Consider the following 22,171-nt stretch of genomic DNA (forward strand, 5'->3'; position numbering starts at 1 on the left):
GGCCGGGACGCCGAACCGGACCGAAGTCGCCGACCAGCTATGATGGGGTCGGACGACGGTGACAAACCGTTGTTCAGGAAATGTGCGTGCACGCAGTGGGCCCGCCTCCCTCAGCGCAGGGCCCAGCGAATCGGCATCATCAGGATCGCCGAATCCATTCCGGAGAGTCAGAACTCGTGCGCGCGTGACAGCACAAACGAGGAACGACATCGGAAGGCACCGCGCCCCAAGCATGACACCACTGACAACACATCCCCAACTCACCTTTGCCCAGCTCGGAGTCCGTGACGAGATCGTCCGGGCACTGGCCGAAGACGGCAAGGAATTCGCCTTCGCCATCCAGGAACAGACCCTCCCGATGGCCCTGGCCGGCGACGACCTCATCGGCCAGGCCCGCACCGGCATGGGCAAGACGCTGGCGTTCGGCGTGCCGATGCTGCAGCGCATCACCACCGACCCCGACCGTGAACTGTCCGGCATCCCGCGCGGGCTGGTCGTCGTGCCGACCCGCGAGCTCTGCCTGCAGGTGTACGAAGACCTCGCCAGCGCCGCCAAGTATCTGCGCGCCGGCGACCGCAAGCTGTCCGTCACCTCGATCTACGGCGGACGCCCCTACGAGGCCCAGATCGCGGCCCTGCAGAAGGGCGTCGACGTCGTGATCGGCACCCCCGGCCGGTTGCTCGACCTCGCTCAGCAGGGCCACCTGCAGCTCGGCGGGCTGAGCATGCTGGTCCTCGACGAGGCCGACGAGATGCTCGACCTGGGCTTCCTGCCCGACATCGAGCGGATCCTGCGCCAGATCCCCGACGAGCGGCAGGCCATGCTGTTCTCGGCGACCATGCCGGACCCGATCATCACGCTGGCCCGCACCTTCATGAAGCAGCCCACTCACATCCGGGCCGAGGGCGTGCAAGGCGCGGCCACCCACGACACCACCGAGCAGTTCGTCTACCGCGCGCACGCGCTAGACAAGGTCGAGATGGTCGCCCGCATCCTGCAGGCCGAGGGCCGCGGCGCGACGATGATCTTCACCCGCACCAAGCGGACCGCCCAGAAGGTCGCCGACGAACTCGCCGAGCGCGGGTTCAAGGTCGGCGCCGTGCACGGCGACCTGGGCCAGATCGCCCGCGAAAAGGCACTCAAGTCGTTCCGCACCGGTGATATCGACGTGCTGGTGGCCACCGACGTCGCCGCCCGCGGTATCGACATCGACGACATCACCCACGTCATCAACTACCAGATCCCCGAGGACGAGCAGGCCTACGTGCACCGCATCGGCCGCACCGGCCGGGCCGGCAAGACCGGTATCGCGATCACGCTGGTCGACTGGGACGAGCTCGAGCGCTGGTCGATGATCGACAAGGCCCTCAAGCTGGACTGCGCCGATCCCGCCGAGACCTACTCCAACTCGCCGCACTTCTACGAGGAGCTGGGCATCCCGACCGAGGCCACCGGTTCGGTCGGCGCCACCCGCAAACGCCCGGACCCCAAGGGTTCGAGCCGGGTGAGCTCCACTGATTCCACCCGTGAGCGCCCCAGCCGCAATCGGTCGCGCCGCCGGACCCGCGCCGGCGAGTCGGCGAGCGGGCACGTCGAGAACTCGGTTGACGGACAGCCCGACGGAGAAACGTCCGAACCTGCAGCTGCCACCGGGGACGGGGCCGCCCGCAAGCGTCGGCGCCGGCGTCGTCCGCGCAATGCGGCCGAAGCCGCCCCGACCGCCGGCTGAGCCGCCACTGTCGTCGATGGTCAGACCTGAGCGCCGTACCAAGGGCGACCTCGTCGCTGCTGCGGCGATTGCGCTCGTCGTCGCCGTCGTCGCCGCGCTGTTCTGGTGGAACAGCTCGGCGCGGGCCACGATCAGCCGTCCCGCATCCGGTCCGGCACCCAACCCGGTGCCCGCCCGGGCGGTGCCCGACACGCTGCGCCAGCTCTGGACAGCGACCAGTCCGCGCACGCTGAGCCCGATCGTCGTCGGCGGGACCGTCATCACCGGCGAGGGCCGCACGGTGACGGGCCACGACCCCACGACCGGCGAGACCCGGTGGACGTTCGCCCGCGACACCGACCTGTGCGGGGTGTCCTATGTCTACGACCTGGCCGTGGCGGTCTATCCCGATGTACGCGGCTGCGGTCAGGTCAGCAGCATCAACGGCGGCACCGGGCGGCGCGGACCGACCCGAACGGCCTACGCCGACAAGCAGATCGTGCTCAGCGCCAGCGGCAGCACGGTGTTGTCCGCCGGCCCGACGCGGCTGGAGCTGTGGCGTTCGGATCTGGTGCGCATGCTGGCCTACGGCGAGATCGACGCCCGGGTCAAACCCGTCAACCAGGGCGTCGGAACCGGCTGCACGCTGATGTCGGCGGCCGCCAGCGACGAAGCGGTGTCGGTGCTCGAAGCCTGCCGCGACCAGAAGGATCTGCGTCTGACCCTGCTCAAGCCGGCCAAGGAAGACGACGAGCCCGACACCAAGAACGTCCCGCTGCCCGGCGTCGCCACCGATTCGGAGGCCCGGGTGCTCGCGGTGTCGGGAACCACGACGGCGGTGTACCTGCCCTCGCCGAAACCCGAGATCGCGGTGTACGACGAGACCGGCACCAAGGTGGCGTCGACGCTGATGTCGAATGCCCCGGTGCTGGCCAACCCGGCGCAAGCGGTGACCAAGGCCGGTGACCTCATCACCTGGTGGACCGGCGACTCCGTGGAGGTCTTCGACGCAAAGCTGGGCTACCGCTACACCATCCACGCTGTCGGACAAGTCAGCCCGGTGGGGCCGGCGACGATGATGGGCGGTCGGCTGCTGATCCCGCTCAGCACCGGCATCGGGGTCTACGACCCGAACAACGGCACCAATGCGCGGGTGATCCCCGTCAGCCACCCGGCAGGCAACGGCCCGGTGGTGCCCGCGGTGACCGGCACGCAGCTCATCGAGCAGCGCGGCGCGGCGCTGACTGTGTTCGGCCCGCCGAGCTAGATCTCCGGGGCGAACGTCGGAAGCGCCTTACCGGACTTCCAGTACTTCAGCAGAGATGTCGCAAACTCACGATAAGCGTTGCCGCCCTTGTTCTTTCGGCCCGCCAACACCGAAGACCCCGAGGCGCTGGCTTCCGCGAAGCGGACCGTGCGCGGGATCGGCGGGGCCAGCACCGGAAGGTCGTAGCGGTCGGCGACGTCGAGGAGCACGTCACGGCTGTGCGTGGTGCGCGAGTCGTAGAGCGTCGGCAACGCGCCCAGCAGCTTGAGGTTGGGGTTGGTGATCTGCTGCACGTCATCGACGGTCCGCAAGAACTGGCCCACTCCGCGGTGCGCCAGCGTCTCGCACTGCAGCGGAACGATCACCTCGTCGGCGGCGGTGAGGCCGTTGAGGGTCAGCACGCCCAGCGAGGGCGGGCAGTCGATGATCACCACGTCGAACTGGCCGTCTAGTTTGGCCAGCGCCCGCTTGAGCGCGTACTCCCGACCGGCCCGCATCAGCAGCATGGCCTCCGCGCCGGCCAGATCGATGTTGGCCGGCAGCAACGTCATGCCCTCGGCGGTTTCGACCAGGGCGGTGCTGGGCTCGACGTCACCGAGCAGCACCTCGTGTACCGATACCGGGAGCTTGTCGGGGTCGCTGCCCAGTGAGAACGTCAGACATCCCTGCGGGTCGAGGTCGACGAGCAACACACGTTTACCCGCGTCGACGAAAGCCGCCCCCAACGACGCGACCGTGGTTGTCTTGGCCACCCCACCCTTTTGATTGGCCACCGCCAGTACTCGGGTCACCTGCCCATCCTGACAGGTTCCGGGCCTGCGCGTCCCGCCTGCCACGCTCCGCCTGGTCATCGGGCAGAATGAGTGGACGTGAGCGTCGGCACCCATCGGCTTGTCCTGTTACGCCACGGCGAGACCGAATGGTCGCGGGACCGCAAGCACACCAGTACCACCGATCTGGACCTGACCGATCACGGTCGCGAACAGGCCGTCCTGGCGGCGGTGACTCTCGAGCATCTGGCGCTGGAGAACCCGCTTGTCATCAGCAGCCCCCGCAAACGGGCCCTGGCCACCGCCGCGCTGGCCGGGCTGACCGTCGACGAGGTGTCCCCGCTGTTGGCCGAGTGGGACTACGGCGACTACGAGGGCCTGACCACCCATGAGATCCGCACCGAGACGCCGGGCTGGCTGCTGTGGACGTACGGCTGCCCGGGCGGTGAGAGCGTCGACCAGGTCAGCATGCGCGCCGACCAGGCGGTGTCCTACGCGCTGGAACACATGGCCGACCGTGACGTCGTGTTCGTCGGTCACGGCCATTTCTCAAGGTCGGTGGTGACCCGCTGGGTCGAGCAGCCGCTGCGCGAGGGCGCCCGCTACGGCTTCGGCGCGGCGTCGGTGGCGGTGTGCGGCTTCGAGTACGGGCTGCGGCAACTCTCGGCACTGGGCTTGACGAGCCACCGAGAGCCGGTCACCGGGACGTGACGGCATCTCCCTCGTTCGTGCTATGTGGACCGGCCGGGACGGTTGTCGCCGACGGGATCCGGGCGGGTTATGACAGTGCGGCGGCGGCCGCGGCGGCCCTGGCCGACGGCTCGGCCGACCTGGTGGTGGGGGCCCTGCCGTTCGACGTTCGCGGCGCTGCCGCACTACTGAGTCCTCGGGCGGTGACGTTCACCGACGCCCTGCCTGGCTGGCCGGTGGTCGCGCTGCCGAGCGTGCGGATCGAGGCGACCCTGCCTCCTCCCGCCGAGCACCTGGCTCGTATCCGGACCGCATTGAAGAGCCTCAACGATCCCGAAAGTGGTTTGCAGAAGGTCGTTTTGGCGCGTGCTCTGCGTCTGGTCGCCGACGGCAGCCTCGACGAGCGGACCATCCTGCAGCGACTGGTCGCCGACGACCCCGAGGCCACCGCATACTTGGCCGACCTGTCCCCGGCCGGCGGCGCCTACACCGGCACCGCACTGGTGGGCGCCAGCCCGGAGCTTCTGGTCGCCCGCTCGGGAGACCAGGTGACCTGCCAGCCGTTCGCCGGTTCGGCGGCGCGTTCGGCAGACCCGGCCACCGACGCCGCCAACAGTGCCGCACTGGCCGACTCGGCCAAGAACCGTCACGAGCATCAGCTCGTCGTCGACACCATGCGCGCCGCGCTGGGGCCGTTGTGCAGCGATCTGGACGTAGCGACCGAACCTCAGCTCAGCCGCACCGCCGCACTGTGGCACCTGTCGACACCGATTCGCGGCACATTGCGCGATACCTCAACGACGGCAATCGATTTGGCGTTGGCGCTGCATCCGACGCCCGCGGTCGGCGGTGTTCCCACCGCGGCGGCGGTCGACCTGATCGCCGAGGTGGAGGGCGACCGCGGCTTCTACGCAGGGGCGGTCGGCTGGTGCGACGCCCGCGGCGACGGCCGCTGGGTGGTGGCGATCCGCGGTGCGCAGTTGTCCGCGGACCGGCGTCAGGCCCTGGCCCTGGCCGGCGGAGGTATCGTCGCCGAATCCGACCCGGAAGACGAAGTCGCGGAGACCACAACGAAATTCAGGACAATTCTGTCAGCACTGGGAGTACCGCAATGACCGCACAGATCCGGCGGGCCCGGCCCGGTGATGAATCCGACATCGTCACGATGATCCGCGAACTGGCCGAGTTCGAGCATGCCTCCGAAGACTGCACCGTCGTCGAAAGCCAAATCACCACAGCGCTTTTCGGCGACGACCCGGTCGGGTTCTGCCACCTCGCCGAGGTCGACGGCGAGGCGGCCGCGATCGCGCTGTGGTTCCGCAACTTCTCCACCTGGGACGGCGTGGCAGGGGTATACCTCGAGGACCTGTTCGTACGGGAGAAGTTCCGCCGCCGCGGCCTGGCCCGCACCATGCTGGCCACCCTGGCTCGCGAGTGCGTCGACAACGGCTACAGCCGGCTGAGCTGGGCGGTGCTGGATTGGAACGTCAACGCGATCGCGCTCTACGACGCGGTCGGCGGCAAGCAGATGTCGGAGTGGATCACCTACCGGGTGTCGGGCCCGGAGCTCTCGGCGCTGGCCGCCGAATCCTCACCGCTCGTCGAGGGCGCCTAGCCACTGCAGCGTCGACGGGCTGAACAGCAGCACCAGGGCCGCCAGGGCGATCACTGCAATCGGGATGGCGTAGGCCCACTGGTGTGAGCCCACGCCGATGTACCAGGTCACCGGCAGGAGCAGCAGCTGGGCGAACACCGCGATCCCGCGGCCCCACCGCCGGCCGGTCCACAGCGCCCACGCCCCGGCCAGCACGCCCGCGCCGATCAAGGCGAACCAGGCGGCGTTGCCGAAGCCACTGACCACATGCTGGTCGACGCCGGCCAGCCCGCGGATCACGAACACCACGGCGGCCACCACCGCGGCAGCACCTTCGAGGGCCACCAGCACCGCAGCCTGGCGCACAGTTGAGGGGGCAGGAACGGTCACGGGCCCGAGCCTAACGTCAGCGCCGAAACACCAGCCAGCGCATCGCGCAGTACATGAAGACGCCCTCGCAGGCACCCGCCCCGATCCGGGCGATCCGGTAATCCACGCCGAGGGCGAGAAGTGCGCTCGACACCCCGAGGATGAACGCCAGGTAGTTGATCACCACGACCACCACATAGACGGCGACCTGGGGGCCCACCGGCGCGTGTGACCGGAAGTTGAACGTGCGATTGAGGACGTAGCTGGCCGCGAAGGCACACCCGTACGCCAGCGACACCGCCAGCCCGAACGGCAGCCGCAGCAGACCGTGCAGAACGGTGAGCAACACCAGGTCCAGTGCGAAGGTGACGCTGTTGATGACAACGAAGCCCAGAAATGTCGCGGGGACAACCCTTTTCAGCCCGAAGGGCAAGGCCGCGGCGACGGTGACACAGGCCCCGTGAAACCAGTCGACGAACTTCGGCAGCCGGGTAGCGGGATCGACGGCCACGGATGCGAGCATCCCACCGGCAGCTGACCGGTACGTGATGAGTAGGCAAACCCTGTCCGACAGGGGCACCTCACGCCGATAGGCTCATACCTCGTGCGTGCCGTGCTGATCGTGAACCCGAACGCCACCTCGACCACCGCGGCCGGCCGCGATCTCCTGGCGCACGCGCTGGAGAGCCGGGTGGAGCTGTCCGTCGTACACACCGACCACCGTGGCCACGCGATCGAGATCGCCGAGGCCGCGCGGCGCGACGGTATCGACATGATCATCGTTCACGGCGGCGACGGCACGGTGAACGAAGTCGTCAACGGTTTGTTGGGCAAGCCACCCGCCGTGGTGGGCACGCTGCCCGCGGTGGCCGTGGTGCCCGGCGGGTCAGCCAACGTCTTTGCCCGTGCGCTGGGCATCAGCCCCGATCCGATCGAGGCCACCAACCAGCTCATCGACCTCATCAGCGCCCACCGCAACGGTTCCGCGTGGCGGCGGATCGGCCTGATGGACTGCGGGGAACGCTGGGCGGTGTTCACCGCGGGCATGGGCGTCGACGGCGACGTGGTGGCCGCAGTGGAGGCCCAACGGGCCAAGGGCCGCAAGGTCACCGCGAGCCGCTACATCCGGATCGCGGTGCGCGAGATGCTGTCCAACGTGCGCGAGGAACCCCGCCTGACCCTGGAGCTGCCCGGGCGCGAGCCGGTCAGCGGCGTGCACTTCGCGTTCGTGTCGAACTCCAGCCCGTGGACCTATGCCAACACCCGGCCGGTGTGGACCAACCCCGAGACGACGTTCGAGACGGGCCTGGGGGTCTTCGCGACGACCAGCATGAACATCTGGCGCAACCTGATGTTGGTGCGCCGGATGTTGTCCAAGCGACCGGTCATCAAGGCCAAGCACCTGATCCGGGACGACGACCTGGCGTGGGTGCGCATCACGAGCGCCGATCCGGTTGCCTGCCAGATCGACGGGGATTTTCTTGGCCTGCGCTCAGAAATGACGTTCCGTGCCGTTCCTGAGGCGTTGAACGTGGTCGCTCCACCGGCTAACAAAGGCGCTGACCAGCACTGATCCAAAATCACATGCGGATTTAGAGCGCAAGTGGGTTGAGTCTAGTACAAACGGGTGAGGGCTTCGAGAACCCACCCCCGCAGTGAGATTGCACACGTGTTAACTGAGTCCTATTGACATCCGCCACGGCTGTGAAACGATCGGATGCAACAACGCAGAAACATTTGTGTGCACGCGTTAACAGCCGAAGTAAAAGACAGTGCGCCGCATTGCGCACACAGTTAAGGAGTAGCGACTAATGGATTGGCGCCACAAGGCGGTCTGCCGTGACGAGGATCCGGAACTGTTCTTCCCAGTCGGGAACAGCGGTCCGGCACTCGCCCAGATCGCTGACGCGAAGCTCGTCTGTAACCGTTGTCCGGTCACCACTGAGTGCCTGACCTGGGCTTTGGACTCCGGCCAGGATGCCGGCGTCTGGGGCGGGATGAGCGAGGACGAGCGTCGCGCGCTCAAGCGCCGCAACGCTCGCACCCGGGCCCGCAGCGGGGTCTGACCTAACGCTTCGCAATACGTAAAGACGCGGCCCCGGCAAATGCCGGGGCCGCGTCTTTTTATTTGAATGTATTGTGCATCACACTTTGCTATTGCGGCACCCGAGCTGTTGATCGCCGACCTATCGGCACCCGCAGCACCACGTCGGTTCCGCTGCCGGGAACGTCGTGCATTCCCAGCGATCCGTCGAGCTCCGCGGAGACCAGCGTCCGCACGATCTGCAAGCCCAGCCGATCGGACTTCTCCAGGGAGAATCCCTCCGGCAGGCCACGCCCGTCGTCGTGGACGACCACATCGAGCCAGCGCGCCGAGCGCTCCGCCCGGATCGTCACGCAGCCCTGTTTCGCCGATGGGTCGAAGGCGTGCTCGATGGCGTTCTGAACCAGCTCGGTGATCACCATGACCATCGCGGTGGCGCGGTCGGCGTCGAGGACACCCAGCGCGCCTTCCCGGTTGATCCGGATGGGTGCGTCGACGCGGGCCACGTCGTTCATGATCGGCAGGATGCGGTCGATGACCTCGTCGAGGTTGACCTCTTCGTCCACCGACATCGACAGTGCCTCATGGACCTGGGCGATCGACGCCACCCGGCGCACCGACTCCATGAGCGCCTCGCGGCCCTCCTCGTTGTTGGTCCGGCGGGCCTGCAGCCGCAGCAGGGCCGCGACCGTCTGCAGGTTGTTCTTCACCCGGTGATGGATTTCGCGGATCGTGGCGTCCTTGGACAGCAGAGCGCGGTCCCGGCGCTTGACCTCAGTGACATCCCGGATGAGCATCGCCGCCCCCGCAGCGGCGCCGTGAACCACCAGTGGCAGCGTGCGAAGCAGAACGGCGGCGCCGCCGGCGTCGACCTCCATGCGCATGCTGGAGCCGCCTGCCAGCGAGTCGCGGACGTGCTCGGCCAGCTCCTGTGCCTCGAACGGGTCGGAGATCAGCGGCCGGGTGATGACGACCAGGTTGTGGCCCTCCAACTCGGCCGACAGACCCATCCGGTGGTACGCCGACAACGCGTTCGGGCTGGCGTAGGCCACCACACCGTCGACGTCGAGGCGGATGAAGCCGTCACCCACCCGCGGGCTGGACCGCGACACCGCGAGGTCGCCGACGTTGGGAAAGGTGCCTTCCGACACCATGTGCAGCAGGTTGCCCGCGCAATCCAGATACGCCTTCTCCAGGGGCGAGGAGGTGCGTCGCTCGGCCAGCGCGGTCTGGTGGGTGATGACCGCCACCACCTGGTTGTTGCAGCGCACCGGCACGGCCTCGACGTTGAGGCCGGGCTCGCGCAGCGAGGCGTCTCCCCCACCGAGGCCGATCTCCCCGGAGGTGAACGCCTCGATCACGAAGGGCAGGTCCGGATCGGCCACGACGGTGCCGACCGCATCCTTGAGCAGCACGGTCGGGGCGGTGTTGGGCCGACATTGGGCGACGCAGACCAGCGCGCCGTCGTCGCGGCGCACCCACATCAGATAATCGGCGAACGAGAGGTCCGCCAGCAGCTGCCATTCGCCGACCACTGCGTGCAGGTGGTCCACGGCGCTGCCCGGCAGGACCGTGTGCTCGGCGAGCAGGTCACCGAGGGTCGACACGGGAGCTAGTCGATCACGGCAATGAGGTCGCCGGCCTGGATGACGTCACCCACGGACACGTTGACCTCGGTCACGGTGCCGCCCACTTCGGCCAGCACCGGGATCTCCATCTTCATCGATTCCAGAAGCACCAGGGTGTCGCCTGCGCCGATCTGATCACCCTTGCTGACCACGACCTCGAGCACGCTGGCCACGATTTCGGCGCGAACATCCTCGGCCATCTCCACCCTCACTCTGTCGTTGAAATGCTGTCCTATCGAACCACACGACCGGGTGGTCAGCGGTGTGATGCCGCCGTGAGACACTGGAGGCAACGATCAAAACCCTGGAGGTACACCATGGCCAAGCGCGGCCGTAAGAAGAAAGCTCGCAAGCACAGCAAAGCCAATCACGGCAAGCGACCCAACAGCTGACAAAAGTGCCCGGCAATCTGCCGGGCACTTTTTGTTTCAGGACTCGTCGCGGGTGATGATCGTGGTCCGCCTGATCTCCAGACGTACCCGCTCGAGCAGGTAGTGGGGGGCTTTCTCGCCGCTGCACTTGGAGGCGATCAGCGCCTTGATGCGTTCCTCGACCCCGTAGTGCCGCAGGCAGGCCGGGCACTCCTCGAGGTGGTGGCGCAGCCGCTCCCGGGTTTCTGAGGTGCATTCGCCGTCGAGCAGCGTCCATACCTCGGCGATCACGGCCGCGCACTCGGGGTGGTCGGGGTCTACCGGCCCGATCGGCGGGCGCCAGTCCTCGCTCATGACGACACCTCCTCAGCCGCATCCTGACCGCGGGTGAACCCGCGCTCCTTGGCCACGTCGGCGAGCAGCGTGCGCAACTGGCGCCTACCGCGGTGCAGACGGGACATCACTGTCCCGATCGGGGTATCCATGATCTCGGCGATCTCCTTGTACGGAAAGCCTTCGACGTCGGCGTAGTACACCGCCATCCGGAATTCCTCCGGCAACGCCTGCAGCGCTTCCTTGATCTCGGAGTCCGGCAATGACTCCAAAGCTTCCACCTCGGCCGAACGCAGACCGGTCGACGTGTGCTCGGCGTTGGCCGCCAGTTGCCAGTCGGTGATCTCGTCGGTCGGGTACTCAGCAGGCTGCCGCTGCTTCTTGCGGTAGCTGTTGATGTAGGTGTTGGTCATGATCCGGTAGAGCCACGCCTTGAGGTTGGTGCCCTCGCGGAACGACCGGAACGCGCCGAAGGCCTTGACCATGGTTTCCTGCACCAGGTCTTCGGCGTCGGCGGGGTTCCGGGTCATGCGCAGCGCGCCGCCGTACAGCTGATCCATCAACGGGATCGCGTCACGCTCGAAGCGTGCCAGCAAGTCCTCGTCGGGTTCGCGCACGGCGGTATCGGCAGCGCCGGAACCGTCGGTGCCCTCGGTGTCAGTCATCGTGATTGACGTGGTCCCTTCTGCCGCGGCGCCCACTCGGAGCTCCGGCAGCGGTATCGGACGGACGAGAAACGACGGCGTGAGCTCGTCGCGCACCAGGGTCATGGAGACCGACACCGGCTTCTCTCCTTCCAATCCTAGAACCGTGGCCAACAAAATTTCCTCGCGGTCGTGTCGACCGCGCCTAGCCACACCGCATAACGGGATTGGCGACCCGGCTAATTCCCCGCCTACGCTGACCGGCGTGGCAGGTGCGGCAACCCCGGCGATCGCGGCGCTGATTGCGGCCGGAGTCGACCATGAGGTGCTGCGCTATCACCACGACCCCCGCTCGGAGTCGTTCGGCGACGAGGCGGTGGCCGCGCTGGCCGGTGCGGGCCTGGCGGCCGAGCAGATCTTCAAGACGCTGATCATCGCCGGGCCTTCCGGGCTCGCGGTAGCGGTGTTGCCGGTGCCGTGGAAGCTGTCGCTGAAGGCCGCTGCGTCGGCGTTGGGCCTGGCCAAGGCGACGATGGCCGAGCGCGCGGCAGCCGAGCGGTCCACCGGATACGTCCTGGGCGGGATCTCCCCGCTGGGACAGCGCAAGCGCCCGCCGACCGTGATCGACAGCTCGGCGCTGACGTTCGACCGGGTGGCGTGCAGTGCGGGGAAACGGGGCTGGGATGTCGCGCTGGCGCCCGAAAATCTGGTTCGGATCACCCAGGCGGTGACCGCCGATATTCGCGCCCTAGGGTGAGCCTCATGACCTTCGCAGGCAAAACGTTGTTCATTTCCGGAGCCAGCCGCGGTATCGGCCTGGCCATCGCCAAGCGCGTCGCGGCCGACGGCGCCAACGTGGCACTGGTCGCCAAGACCACCGAGCCGCACCCCAAGCTGCCGGGCACCATCTACACCGCAGCCAAGGAGATCGAAGAGGCCGGCGGCCAGGCACTGCCGATCGTCGGCGATGTGCGTGACGGCGACTCGGTGGCCGCGGCGGTCGCCGCCGCCGTCGAACAGTTCGGCGGCATCGACATCTGCGTCAACAATGCCTCGGCGATCAACCTGGGTTCCATCGAAGAGGTGCCGCTCAAGCGGTTCGACCTGATGAACGGCATCCAGATCCGCGGCACCTACGCCGTGTCGCAAGCCTGCATCCCGCACATGAAGGGCCGGGAGAACCCGCACATCCTGACGCTCTCGCCGCCGATCCGGCTCGAGCCGCAGTGGCTCAAGCCGACCGCGTACATGATGGCGAAGTTCGGAATGACGTTGTGCGCGTTGGGCATTGCCGAGGAACTGCGCGCCGAGGGTATTGCCTCGAACACGCTGTGGCCGCGCACCATGGTCGCCACGGCGGCGGTGCAGAACCTGCTCGGCGGAGACGAGGCGATGGCCCGCTCACGCAAGCCGGAGGTGTACTCCGACGCCGCCTACGCGGTGCTGAGCAAGCCCGCGCGCGAGTTCACCGGGCACTCCCTGCTGTGCGAGGACGTGCTGCTCGACGCCGGTGTCACCGACCTGTCGGTCTACGACTGCATCCCGGGCTCCGAGCTGGGGGTCGACCTGTGGGTCGACACCCCGAACCCGCCCGGATACAAGGGCTAGTTCTTCGGACGCAGTCCGCTGTGCTAGTTCTTCGGACGCAGTCCGCTGTGCTAGTTCTTCGGACGCAGCCCGAAGCGGCGCACGCCGCTGCCCGCCATCGCCCGCATCGCTGCGATCGCGATCTTGCCCTGGCGCTTCGACGACGAGTACCACATCAGTTCGGACTTCTGGGTGGGGATCCTCGGGGCGGTGATGGCCTGCTGCCGGCAGAACTTGATCAGCCCGTTGGCTCCGCCGGAGCGGTACCCGATGCCGGAATCCTTCCAGCCACCCATCGGCAACGACGGGCAGAACACGTTGGTCAGCGCATCGTTGATGTTGACGGCACCGCACTCCAGTCGGCGCGCCACCCGCTCACCGCGATCGACGTCACCGGTCCACACGCTGGCGGACAGCCCGTACTGGGAGTCGTTGGCCAGTCGGACCGCTTCGTCCTCGTCGGCGACCTTGACCACCGGCAGTGTGGGGCCGAACGTCTCCTCGGCGATGCACGACATGGTCGGGGTGACGTCGGCCAGCACGGTCGGCTGGAAGAACGTCCCGACACCGGTCGGCTTGCCGCCGGCCAGCACCCGCGCGCCTGAGGCGACCGCCTCTTGCACGTGCCGGTCGACGATGTCGCGCTGGGCGGCCGTGGCCATCGCACCGGTGTCGAACCTGGCGCCCTCACTCTCCTGGCCCTGCTTGATGGCGCGGACGTTGTCGGTGAGCTTGGCGACGAACTCGTCGTAGACCGGGGCCTCGACGTAGACCCGCTCCACCGAGATGCACACCTGGCCGGAGTTGAACATCCCGCCCCAGGCGATGCCGTTGGCAGCGCGGTCGATGTCGGCGTCGGCCAGCACGATCGCCGGGTCCTTGCCGCCGAGTTCCAGGCTGAACGGCTTGAGCTGCTGTGCGCAGGCCACCGCGACCTTGCGGCCGGTGCCGGTGGACCCGGTGAAGTGGACGTAGTCGGCGTTGTCGATCACCGCGGCGCCGGTGTCTCCGTAGCCGGTGGCCAGGGCCAGGATCGGCGGGGCGCCGACCTCGTTCCAGCCGCGGACGAACTCGACGGCCGAAAGTGGCGTCACCTCAGAGGGTTTCAGCAGGACCGCGGCGCCGGCCGCCAGTGCAGGTACCACATCGAGGGCGAGCATCGCCAGCGGGAAGTTCCACGGCTCGATCATCCCGACCAGCGGGTAGGGCCGGTACACGGTCGTGAGCTTCTTGACCTTGAACAGCAGGCTGTGCGGCTTGGGGTGGCGGTCGGCGAGGAACTCCTCGGCGTTGCCCGACCAGTACTTGATCGCGTCGGCCAGCGCCACCGGCTCGAGCATGGCGTCGCCCCGGGACTTGCCGGTCTCCGACATCAGGACCTCGGTCAGGTGGTCGGTGTTGTCGAGAATCCAGTCCCGCCACTTGAGCATCCAGACCTTGCGGCCGCGCGGGCCCATCTCCTCCCACTCCTGCTGGAACAGGCGCAACTCGCGGGCCTTGGCGGCCACCGTCTCCGGACCGTCGATCGGGACGGTGCCGGCGACACGGCCGTCGGCCGGGTTGCGGACGGTGATGATGGCCTGATCGGACTTGGGTTCGACCGCGGTCATGGCCGCTCCTCTCGCTGGGCGGAATGTGCCTGTGAGCGTAGCGGCACCCGCCCGACTAGAACAGGCCAACCGGTTGGTTGTCTGATTCGGCCGGCTCGAGGAGCTCGGGACCGTTGTTGCGGACGCTGTTGACCAGGGTCGACACCTCCCGCACCGCGAGACCGCTGATATCGGGCGGGGCTACCAGCAGGTCGGCGGCCGCGGGCTCGTCGGGGTCCAGCCAGCGGTCCCAGTCAGCCTCCTCGACGATCAGCGGCATCCGGTCGTGGATCTCAGCCAGCTGGCCGACGGCGTCGGTTGTGATGATCGTGCAGGTCAGCAGCGGGCTGGCGTCCTTCTCAGGCCGCCACACCGACCACAGCCCGGCCATGAACAACGGTTCGCCGTCGGCGCGGTACATGAAGTACGGCGTCTTGCGGGCCTTCTTCCCGGCCGGGGTATCCGGGTTCGGCTTCCATTCGTAGTAGCCGTCCATCGGCACCAGGCAGCGCTTGCTCTTCGCCGAGGCGCGGAAGGCCGGCGAGGTGGTCACCTTCTCGGCGCGGGCGTTGATCAGCATCGGGCCCTTGTTCTCCGGGGTGCCCTCGGCGGTGGCCTTCACCCACGGCGGGACGAGGCCCCACCGCATCAGCCGCACCCGGCGGGTCGCGGTGTCGTCGGGTTCGTCGTGGCGGCGCACAACGGTGGCGACGGTGGCGGTGGGTGCCACGTTGTAGTTGGCACCCCGGCTCTCCCCCGCCGCGGCCGTGGCTTCGTCGATGGCCTGGATCTTTTCGGCCAGCAGGGCCGGGTCGGTGGTGACCGCGAATCGTCCGCACATATGTCCATGGTTACCTACCGGTGCGACAAGGCAGGATGTAGCCGTGGACACCGACCTGTGGACGGCACCGAGCGCACCGGCGCCCGTCCATGCCACCGTCACGGTGCCGGGCTCCAAATCGCAGACCAACCGCACCCTGATCCTGGCCGGGCTGGCCGCCGCCCAGGGTCAGGGCACGACCACGATCAGTGGGGCGCTGCGCAGCCGCGACACCGACCTGATGATCGGCGCGCTGCAGACGCTGGGCCTGACTGTCGACGGCGACGGCGACGATCTGACGATCGGCGGCGACCTCGCTCCCGCCGCCACCCGGGCCCGCATCGACTGTGGGCTGGCCGGCACGGTGTTGCGGTTCGTCCCGCCGCTGGCCGCGTTGAGCACCGCGGCCGTGGAGTTCGACGGCGACGACCAGGCCCGGGCCAGGCCGATCGCTCCCCTGCTCGACGCGCTGCGCGGTCTCGGCGTCGACGTCGAAGGTGCCGGGTTGCCGTTCCTGGTGCGCGGAACCGGCAGCGTCCGGGGTGGCACGGTGTACATCGACGCCTCGGCGTCCTCACAGTTCGTCTCCGGCCTGCTGCTCTCGGGGGCGTCGTTCCGGACCGGTGTGACGGTGGTGCACACGGGTAGCTCGGTGCCGTCGGCGCCGCACATCGAGATGACGGTGGCGATGCTGCGCGAGGCCGGCGTCGAAGTCGACGACTCGGTGGCCAATCAGTGGCAGGTGGCACCCGGGGTCGTGGCGGCCCGGCACTGGGACGTCGAACCGGACCTGTCGAACTCGGTGCCGTTCCTGGCCGCGGCGGTGGCCACCGGCGGTGCGGTGCGCATCGTCGGGTGGCCGCGGGCCAGCGTACAGCCTGCCGACACCATCCTGTCCATCCTGAAGCTTTTGGGTTCGACTGTGCACCAAGCTGATTCGTATCTGGAGGTGCGCGGCGCCGACGGCGGGTACCCGGGGTTCGACGTCGACCTGCACGATGTCGGCGAGCTGGCCCCGTCGGTGGCCGCGCTGGCCGCGCTAGCCCAGCCCGGTTCGGTGTCGCGGCTGACGGGCATCGCGCATCTGCGCGGCCACGAGACCGACCGGCTGGCGGCACTGAGCGCCGAGATCAACGCCCTCGGTGGTAACTGTGTGGAGACCGACGACGGTCTGGTCATCACCGCCCGCCCGCTGCACGGGGGCAGCTGGCATTCCTACGCCGATCACCGGATGGCGACGGCCGGCGCGATCGTGGGCCTACGGGTGCCCGGTGTCGCGGTCGAGGACATTGGCACCACCGCCAAGACGCTGCCGGATTTCCCGCGGATGTGGGCTGAGATGCTGGGGCGCGATTGAGACGACGCGAGTACGACGAGTCCGACGTCAAGATCCGGTCGGGCCGTGGCTCGCGTCCCCGCACCAAGACCCGGCCCGAACATGCCGACGCGGTGTCGGCCATGGTGGTCACCGTCGATCGCGGGCGCTGGGGCTGTGTGCTCGGGGGTGACCCCGACCGTCTGGTCACCGCGATGCGGGCGCGGGAACTCGGACGCACCCCGATCGTCGTCGGCGACCAGGTGGACGTCGTCGGTGACCTGACCGGCCGCCCGGACACGCTGGCACGCATCGTGCGCCGCGCAGAACGGCGAACGGTGTTGCGCCGCACCGCCGATGACACCGACCCGACCGAGCGGGTGGTCGTCGCCAACGCCGACCAGCTGCTGATCGTGGTGGCCCTGTCGGACCCGCCGCCACGGACCGGTCTGGTGGATCGGGCCCTGGTGGCGGCCTACGTCGGCGGGCTGCGGCCGATCCTGTGCCTGACCAAGAGTGACCTGGCCCCGGCCGAGCCGTTCGCCGGGCAGTTCGCCGATCTGGACATCACCGTCATCACAGCGGGCCGCGACGATCCACTCGACGAGGTCGAGCCGCTGCTGACCGGGAAGGTGACCGTCCTGCTGGGGCATTCCGGTGTCGGCAAGTCCACTTTGGTCAATCGCCTTGTTCCGCAAGCAGATCGGGCCACCGGCGAGGTGTCGGGCGTCGGCAAGGGCAAGCACACCTCGACCCAGTCGGTGGCGCTGCCGCTGCCCGGCGGCGGCTGGGTGGTCGACACCCCGGGGATCAGGTCGTTCGGCCTGGCCCACGTCGAGCCCGACGACGTCCTGCGGGCCTTTTCCGATCTCGCAGATGCGATCGACGACTGCCCCCGCGGATGCGGCCACATGGGGCCGCCCGCCGACCCGGAATGTGCACTTGACGGGCTGACCGGACCGCAGGCCCGACGGGTGGGTGCCGCCCGGCGTCTGCTGGGCGCGTTGAGCGAAGCCGCCGCGTACTGACTAACTTGGTTTGACATAGGCGACAGAGAGGCACACCGAAGTCATGACCGTAAGCTCCCAGGTTCCCCAGATCACTCTCAATGACGGCAACACCATCCCCCAGTTCGGCTTCGGGGTCTTCCAGATCCCGCCCGACGAGACCGCGGCGGCGGTTCGCACCGCGCTGGAGATCGGCTACCGCCACATCGACACCGCCGAGATGTACCAGAACGAGAAGGGCGTCGGCCAGGGCATCCGTGACTCGGGGATCGACCGCTCCGAGGTGTTCGTCACCAGCAAGCTCAACAACGGCTTCCACAAGCCCGACGATGCGCGGCGCGCGTTCGACGCGACCATCGAGGCTCTCGGCTCGGACTACGTCGACCTGTTCCTGATCCACTGGCCGTTGCCGACCCTCTACGACGGCGACTTCGTCTCGACCTGGAAGGCGTTGGAGGAGTTCAAGTCCGAGGGCCGCGCCCGCAGCATCGGGGTGTCGAACTTCCAGATCCACCATCTCGAGCAGCTGGCCCGCGACACCGAGACGGTGCCCGCGGTCAACCAGATCGAGGTGCACCCCTACTTCGCCAACGACGCGCTGCGCGCCTACGGCATCGAGCACACCATCGTGACCGAGGCGTGGTCGCCGATCGCCCAAGGAGCTGTGCTCGACGATCCGATCGTCGGCCAGATCGCGCAGAAGATCGGCAAGTCCCCGGCCCAGGTGGTGCTGCGCTGGCACATCGAGCGCGGCGACATCGTGTTCCCCAAATCGGTGAGCACCGAGCGCATCCGGGAGAACATCGACATCTTCGACTTCGAGCTCAGCGACGACCAGATCGACGAGCTGACCGCGCTGGACAGGGGCACGGCAGGCCGCCGTGGCCCTGACCCGGACACCTTCGACTGGATCCCGAAGTAGCAGTTCAGGACTCCAGCCGCACGGGCAGCGTCTTCAGCGCGTTGTTGAGGTTCGAGCGGACCCGCACTGGGGCACCGGTGAGACGGATCTCCGGGAATGCCGCGAGCAGTTCGGCGAAGAACACCCGGCCCTCCAGCCGGGCCAGGTGGGCGCCGAGGCAGAAGTGCCCGCCCATACCGAACGACAGGTGCGGGTTGGGCCTGCGCGTGATGTCGAAGGCCTGCGGGTTGTCGAAGACCAGCTCGTCGCGGTTGGCCGAGGTGTAGTACATGGCCACCTTGTCTCCGGCGGCGATGTGCACGCCGGCGAGTTCGGTGTCGACGACGGCGGTGCGCCGGAAGTAGTGCAGCGGGTTGTCGTAGCGGATGATCTCCTCGACGGCCGGTGCGAGCAGTGCGGGTTCGACGCGCAGCTGGGCCAGTTGCCGGGGATGGCGCAGCAGGGTCAGCAGGCCCGAGGAGAGCATGCCTTTGGTGGTGTCGTTGCCCGCGGTGACGAGTTGGACGAAGAAGCCGCCGAATTCGACGTCGCTCATCGGCCTGCCGCCGAAGTCGGCGTCGAGGATCTCGCTGGTCAGGTCCTCGGTGCGGTCAGCCTTACGCCTCGATCGCGCGAATTCCATGGCGTAGGAGGCCATTTCGGCGCCTGCCTGACCTTCGGCGATTTCCGGGCTGTACAGGTCGGGATCCTGGCTCGAGGTGGTGATCTCGGCCAGCTTCTGCAAGTAGGACCAGTCCTGCCGCGGCAGTCCGAAGAGCTCGCCGATCACCTGGGTCGGCAGTCGGGAGGCCACGTCGTGGACGAACTCGACCTCGCGGCGCTCACGCGCATCGGCGATGATGTCGCGGCAGATCTCCCGAACCCGAACCTCCATGCCCGCAACGATTTTCGGCCGGAAGTGCGGCGAGAGCGGAGCGCGGTGGATATGGTGGCGCGGCGGGTCCATGCCGATGAGCATGTTGCGGACCCGGCCGAGGGTGTCCGGCGGGCAGTCCTCGACGACGATGCCCGCGGTCTCGGAGGAGAAGATCTCCGGGTGCCTGGCGACGTGGACGACGTCGGCATGGCGTAGCACGGCCCAGAAGCCGGGCTCGCCGTCCATCGGCTGCCAGTGCACCGGGTCGGTGCGACGTAACTCGGCGAGGGCGTCGTGCGGTACGCCGGGGACGAAGGTGTCGGGGTCGGCGAGGTCGACGGGGCCGGCGACAATGGCGGTCATCGTCTAACCGATCAGCACGTTGGGGGTGGGCAGGTTCGCCGCCTGGCACAGCGCGAGGTAGGTGCTCAGCGCGCTGGCGCCGTCGACCACTCGCTCGACCTGGCCGTCGGCGTCGATGTCGAGGTTGGCGCCGTAGATCTGGAACCACACGTGGGTGTCGTCCTCGAGGACCTGCAGGCTGTGTACCGATCCGGCGGGCTCGTAGAGGAATGAACCGGCCCGGTTGACGTAGTCGTACTCCTTGTACTTCCAGGCCCCCGAGGTGGTGTAGGCGTAGACGGGGCCGGTGTGCTTGTGCCGGTGGACTTCGTAGCCGGCGCGGAAGACGTTCTCGACGATCCACAGGCCCTCGGCTTCCTTCACCTGGATGACCTTTAACTGGGAGCCGTCCGGCAGCTCGACGAACGGTAGCTCGTCGGCGCCGATGTGAACTGCGGTCGGGATGTCGAACGTCGTCATTGAGGTGGCCTCTCTCCCGGGGGTGCGGATGTGGCTCACATCATACGACGCAGATTTCCGGTTTTCAACTACCGGAAATTGGTGACCTAAAGGCCGACGATTCCCAGCAGGTCGCGGAAGTCGGTGATGCGGTGTTCGGGCTCGCAGTCCTGATGCTGCTTGGTGCCCTGGTCGGAGTCGTACATCACGGTGCGCATACCGGCTTCGCGCGCGCCGAAGATGTCGCGGTGCATGTCGTTACCCACGTACAGGGTCTTCTCGGCCGCCACGCCCATGCCGTCGAGGGCGAACTGGAACAGCCGGCGATCGGGCTTGCGGAAACCGTGATCGCCAGAGACGACGACCGGGTTGAAGTACTCGGTGAGGCCCACCTTGTGCAGTTCGCCGCGGGCATAGCTGCTCTGGCCGTCACTGACGATGGCCATCGGAAAGTGCTCGCGCAAAATGCGCAGCGTCGAGCGCACGTGCGGGTACAGCTTGAGCTTGCGCCGCGTGACCCCGCGGTAGATCTCGGCCAAAGTCAACGGCAACTCGGCGAGACGCTGCGCCGCGAGAGCGCGGGTGTAGTCGCTGGCGAAGTCCTCGACGATCGAACGCCAGATGCCCGGTCCGTCGAATTCCGGGTGCACTTCCGGGCTGTGGCGCTGCTGAGCCTTGAGCCGTTCGAAGTACAGATCGCGAATGTGGTGGCGGCGCAGATCGATACCCTGGTAGGTGAGGAAGTGACCGACGGCCCGGAACGCGTCCTCGCGGTGATCGTCGGTGCGAATGTCGATCAGTGTGCCGTTGACGTCGAAAGCGATGGCAGCCAGGTCCATACTCACGAAGCCTGCAGCAGCAGCTTGGCTTTGCGGACCAGGCGCGCGCCGTACTCCGGTGAAATGTAATCGTTGCGGGCGATCCGCAGCAGGTTGAGTGCCATGAAGTACGGCAACCGCGACGTGATCGACGCGAAAGCGCTACCGCGGTCCGGGAAATGGCAGCTGTACTCCCACAGGAAGTGACCGATGAACGGCTCGGCGCGCTTGCGTGAGCCGGTGGCGAGCATGAACGCGTGCTGCAGCTCCCCGGCCACCCGCCCGACGTCGAACATCCGGTCCCCGCGCTTCATCCGTTCCAGGTCGATGGCGGCGACATCGAGGCCGTGGCCGAACAGGAAGTTCGCCGGGGTGGCGTCACCGTGCAGCCACACCTGGCGGTCCTGCCACATCTCCGGACGTTCCCGCCACAGCCCCTGCAACCACAGCAGCTCTTCGGCGTCCCATCGGCCGATGCGGCGGTGGCGCTCGAGCCGCTCGACGATCTGGGCGAAGTAGCAGCAGTCGACGTCGAAGTCGACCGTCTTGCCGTTGGCGGTCCGATTATGTTGTGTCGCAAGATAATACGCCAGCGCTTTGAGGCGCCAGTACAGGTGGGCGTGGTCGTTGTCCCGGATGGATCGTGCGATGGCCGCACTGAACTGCTCGCCGGCGTAGAACTCCAGGGCCAACACCCCGTTGATATCGGGTGCCACCGCCAGTGGGCGGATCACGTGGTGCGGCGAGCCGACGAGGTCGTACCCGCGCAGCCGCTGAAGGCTGTCGTACTCGCGGTAGGCCATGCCCGCCGCTCTGTCGCGGTCCCACCCGAAGCGCGGCCCGTAGAACTTGCAGATGACCCGGGCACGGCTGTGCTTCTCCTCGTAGCCGTACACCTCGTTGCTACCGCGCAGCCGGAATGCCCGGAATGCCGGCGAAGAGCCGTGCACGCCAAGGTGATCGCGGACGACTCCGCTCAGAAAGCCGTGCAGCCGGTCGTCACGTTTGACGTAACCGACATATGTCCCGATAACGACG

26 protein-coding genes are annotated in these 22,171 nt (G+C 67.8%); 13 read left to right on the forward strand and 13 right to left on the reverse strand.

Annotation, left to right across the window (positions count from 1 at the left end; all coding sequences use genetic code 11):
* The first annotated feature begins 232 nt into the window (after nucleotides 1–232).
* A complete protein-coding gene (locus HBE64_RS17955; RefSeq protein WP_167105071.1) occupies nucleotides 233–1,729 on the forward strand; it encodes a DEAD/DEAH box helicase in 1,497 nt (498 codons plus the stop codon).
* Nucleotides 1,730–1,745: 16 nt separating this feature from the next.
* Nucleotides 1,746–2,975: a hypothetical protein gene (locus HBE64_RS17960; protein ID WP_167105074.1), complete on the forward strand. Its 1,230-nt coding sequence runs from the start codon at nucleotides 1,746–1,748 to the stop codon at nucleotides 2,973–2,975.
* Here HBE64_RS17960 and HBE64_RS17965 read toward each other — a convergent pair.
* Nucleotides 2,972–3,766: a ParA family protein gene (locus HBE64_RS17965; protein WP_167105077.1), complete on the reverse strand. Its 795-nt coding sequence runs from the start codon at nucleotides 3,764–3,766 to the stop codon at nucleotides 2,972–2,974. The genes HBE64_RS17960 and HBE64_RS17965 overlap by 4 nt on opposite strands.
* A gap of 78 nt (nucleotides 3,767–3,844) precedes the next feature.
* On the opposite strand from HBE64_RS17965, the gene HBE64_RS17970 reads away from it, so the two are divergent.
* The 3 genes from HBE64_RS17970 to HBE64_RS17980 are packed head-to-tail and all read left to right on the forward strand — an operon-like array spanning nucleotide 3,845 to nucleotide 6,050.
* Nucleotides 3,845–4,456 (forward strand): acid phosphatase, encoded by a 612-nt coding sequence (locus HBE64_RS17970; protein ID WP_167105080.1) that lies wholly within the window; start codon nucleotides 3,845–3,847, stop codon nucleotides 4,454–4,456.
* Nucleotides 4,453–5,550, forward strand: a complete 1,098-nt coding sequence (locus tag HBE64_RS17975; protein ID WP_167105083.1) for an isochorismate synthase MenF — start codon at nucleotides 4,453–4,455, stop codon at nucleotides 5,548–5,550. Before HBE64_RS17970 ends, HBE64_RS17975 begins: the two co-directional genes overlap by 4 nt.
* Nucleotides 5,547–6,050, forward strand: a complete 504-nt coding sequence (locus HBE64_RS17980) for a GNAT family N-acetyltransferase (protein WP_167105087.1) — start codon at nucleotides 5,547–5,549, stop codon at nucleotides 6,048–6,050. The genes HBE64_RS17975 and HBE64_RS17980 overlap by 4 nt, the downstream gene beginning before the upstream one ends.
* Here HBE64_RS17980 and HBE64_RS17985 read toward each other — a convergent pair.
* A complete protein-coding gene (locus HBE64_RS17985) occupies nucleotides 6,027–6,419 on the reverse strand; it encodes a hypothetical protein (RefSeq protein WP_167105090.1) in 393 nt (130 codons plus the stop codon). The two genes, HBE64_RS17980 and HBE64_RS17985, sit on opposite strands and share 24 nt — an antisense overlap.
* 16 nt (nucleotides 6,420–6,435) lie before the next feature.
* On the reverse strand, nucleotides 6,436–6,921 hold the full coding sequence (locus HBE64_RS17990; protein WP_167105093.1) for a GtrA family protein: 486 nt from the start codon (nucleotides 6,919–6,921) through the stop codon (nucleotides 6,436–6,438).
* 81 nt (nucleotides 6,922–7,002) lie between these two features.
* Between HBE64_RS17990 and HBE64_RS17995 the strand changes: the two genes are divergently transcribed.
* Together HBE64_RS17995 and HBE64_RS18000 are read left to right on the forward strand one after the other, a co-directional pair.
* The gene (locus tag HBE64_RS17995; RefSeq protein ID WP_167105096.1) at nucleotides 7,003–7,971 is read left to right on the forward strand and encodes a diacylglycerol kinase family protein; all 969 of its coding nucleotides are present in this window, start codon (nucleotides 7,003–7,005) and stop codon (nucleotides 7,969–7,971) included.
* A 238-nt stretch (nucleotides 7,972–8,209) separates the two neighbouring features.
* Nucleotides 8,210–8,464, forward strand: a complete 255-nt coding sequence (locus tag HBE64_RS18000; protein ID WP_059021738.1) for a WhiB family transcriptional regulator — start codon at nucleotides 8,210–8,212, stop codon at nucleotides 8,462–8,464.
* A gap of 88 nt (nucleotides 8,465–8,552) precedes the next feature.
* Here HBE64_RS18000 and HBE64_RS18005 read toward each other — a convergent pair whose 3' ends face one another.
* Together HBE64_RS18005 and HBE64_RS18010 are read right to left on the reverse strand one after the other, a co-directional pair.
* Entirely contained in the window at nucleotides 8,553–10,049 is a 1,497-nt protein-coding gene (locus HBE64_RS18005; RefSeq protein ID WP_167105099.1) for a sensor histidine kinase, read from the reverse strand.
* Between the two features lie 5 nt (nucleotides 10,050–10,054).
* On the reverse strand, nucleotides 10,055–10,270 hold the full coding sequence (locus HBE64_RS18010; protein ID WP_167105102.1) for a biotin/lipoyl-binding carrier protein: 216 nt from the start codon (nucleotides 10,268–10,270) through the stop codon (nucleotides 10,055–10,057).
* Between the two features lie 117 nt (nucleotides 10,271–10,387).
* On the opposite strand from HBE64_RS18010, the gene HBE64_RS25030 reads away from it, so the two are divergent.
* A complete protein-coding gene (locus HBE64_RS25030) occupies nucleotides 10,388–10,462 on the forward strand; it encodes a 50S ribosomal protein bL37 (protein ID WP_369299095.1) in 75 nt (24 codons plus the stop codon).
* Between the two features lie 36 nt (nucleotides 10,463–10,498).
* Here the strand turns inward: HBE64_RS25030 and rsrA are convergent, their stop codons facing one another.
* Together rsrA and HBE64_RS18020 are read right to left on the reverse strand one after the other, a co-directional pair.
* Nucleotides 10,499–10,795 carry a mycothiol system anti-sigma-R factor gene (gene rsrA, locus HBE64_RS18015; RefSeq protein WP_167105105.1) on the reverse strand — a complete coding sequence of 99 codons (297 nt, stop codon included), beginning with the start codon at nucleotides 10,793–10,795 and terminating at the stop codon, nucleotides 10,499–10,501.
* Complete coding sequence (locus HBE64_RS18020; RefSeq protein ID WP_167109385.1) at nucleotides 10,792–11,439, reverse strand: sigma-70 family RNA polymerase sigma factor; 648 nt, start codon at nucleotides 11,437–11,439, stop codon at nucleotides 10,792–10,794. The genes rsrA and HBE64_RS18020 overlap by 4 nt, the downstream gene beginning before the upstream one ends.
* A 244-nt stretch (nucleotides 11,440–11,683) precedes the next feature.
* On the opposite strand from HBE64_RS18020, the gene HBE64_RS18025 reads away from it, so the two are divergent.
* Entirely contained in the window at nucleotides 11,684–12,175 is a 492-nt protein-coding gene (locus HBE64_RS18025) for an aminoacyl-tRNA deacylase (protein WP_243841371.1), read from the forward strand.
* Between the two features lie 5 nt (nucleotides 12,176–12,180).
* Nucleotides 12,181–13,026 carry an NAD(P)-dependent oxidoreductase gene (locus tag HBE64_RS18030; protein ID WP_167105111.1) on the forward strand — a complete coding sequence of 282 codons (846 nt, stop codon included), beginning with the start codon at nucleotides 12,181–12,183 and terminating at the stop codon, nucleotides 13,024–13,026.
* 50 nt (nucleotides 13,027–13,076) lie between these two features.
* Here HBE64_RS18030 and HBE64_RS18035 read toward each other — a convergent pair whose 3' ends face one another.
* Nucleotides 13,077–14,615: an aldehyde dehydrogenase family protein gene (locus HBE64_RS18035; protein WP_167105114.1), complete on the reverse strand. Its 1,539-nt coding sequence runs from the start codon at nucleotides 14,613–14,615 to the stop codon at nucleotides 13,077–13,079.
* A 55-nt stretch (nucleotides 14,616–14,670) separates the two neighbouring features.
* The gene (locus HBE64_RS18040) at nucleotides 14,671–15,435 is read right to left on the reverse strand and encodes an SOS response-associated peptidase (RefSeq protein WP_167105117.1); all 765 of its coding nucleotides are present in this window, start codon (nucleotides 15,433–15,435) and stop codon (nucleotides 14,671–14,673) included.
* Nucleotides 15,436–15,478: 43 nt separating this feature from the next.
* Here HBE64_RS18040 and aroA point away from each other — a divergent pair, with 43 nt between their 5' ends.
* From aroA to HBE64_RS18055, 3 genes are read left to right on the forward strand one after another with little or no spacing between them, the layout of a single operon-like run.
* A complete protein-coding gene (gene aroA, locus HBE64_RS18045) occupies nucleotides 15,479–16,771 on the forward strand; it encodes a 3-phosphoshikimate 1-carboxyvinyltransferase (RefSeq protein ID WP_243841372.1) in 1,293 nt (430 codons plus the stop codon).
* Nucleotides 16,768–17,757: a ribosome small subunit-dependent GTPase A gene (gene rsgA / locus HBE64_RS18050; RefSeq protein ID WP_167105123.1), complete on the forward strand. Its 990-nt coding sequence runs from the start codon at nucleotides 16,768–16,770 to the stop codon at nucleotides 17,755–17,757. Before aroA ends, rsgA begins: the two co-directional genes overlap by 4 nt.
* Nucleotides 17,758–17,800: 43 nt before the next feature.
* Nucleotides 17,801–18,658, forward strand: coding sequence for an aldo/keto reductase (locus HBE64_RS18055; RefSeq protein ID WP_167105126.1), 858 nt, complete (start codon nucleotides 17,801–17,803; stop codon nucleotides 18,656–18,658).
* Between the two features lie 4 nt (nucleotides 18,659–18,662).
* Here the strand turns inward: HBE64_RS18055 and HBE64_RS18060 are convergent, their stop codons facing one another.
* The 4 genes from HBE64_RS18060 to HBE64_RS18075 all read right to left on the reverse strand — a co-directional run bounded on the left by HBE64_RS18060 (nucleotide 18,663) and on the right by HBE64_RS18075 (nucleotide 22,083).
* Entirely contained in the window at nucleotides 18,663–19,877 is a 1,215-nt protein-coding gene (locus HBE64_RS18060) for a cytochrome P450 (RefSeq protein ID WP_167105129.1), read from the reverse strand.
* Nucleotides 19,878–19,880: 3 nt separating this feature from the next.
* Nucleotides 19,881–20,336 (reverse strand): 2,4'-dihydroxyacetophenone dioxygenase family protein, encoded by a 456-nt coding sequence (locus HBE64_RS18065; RefSeq protein ID WP_167105132.1) that lies wholly within the window; start codon nucleotides 20,334–20,336, stop codon nucleotides 19,881–19,883.
* Between the two features lie 86 nt (nucleotides 20,337–20,422).
* On the reverse strand, nucleotides 20,423–21,154 hold the full coding sequence (locus HBE64_RS18070; protein WP_167105135.1) for an HAD family hydrolase: 732 nt from the start codon (nucleotides 21,152–21,154) through the stop codon (nucleotides 20,423–20,425).
* A 2-nt stretch (nucleotides 21,155–21,156) separates the two neighbouring features.
* Entirely contained in the window at nucleotides 21,157–22,083 is a 927-nt protein-coding gene (locus HBE64_RS18075) for a phosphotransferase (RefSeq protein ID WP_167105138.1), read from the reverse strand.
* Nucleotides 22,084–22,171: the final 88 nt, after the last annotated feature.

The organism is Mycobacterium sp. DL592, assembly GCF_011694515.1.
GTDB lineage: Bacteria > Actinomycetota > Actinomycetes > Mycobacteriales > Mycobacteriaceae > Mycobacterium.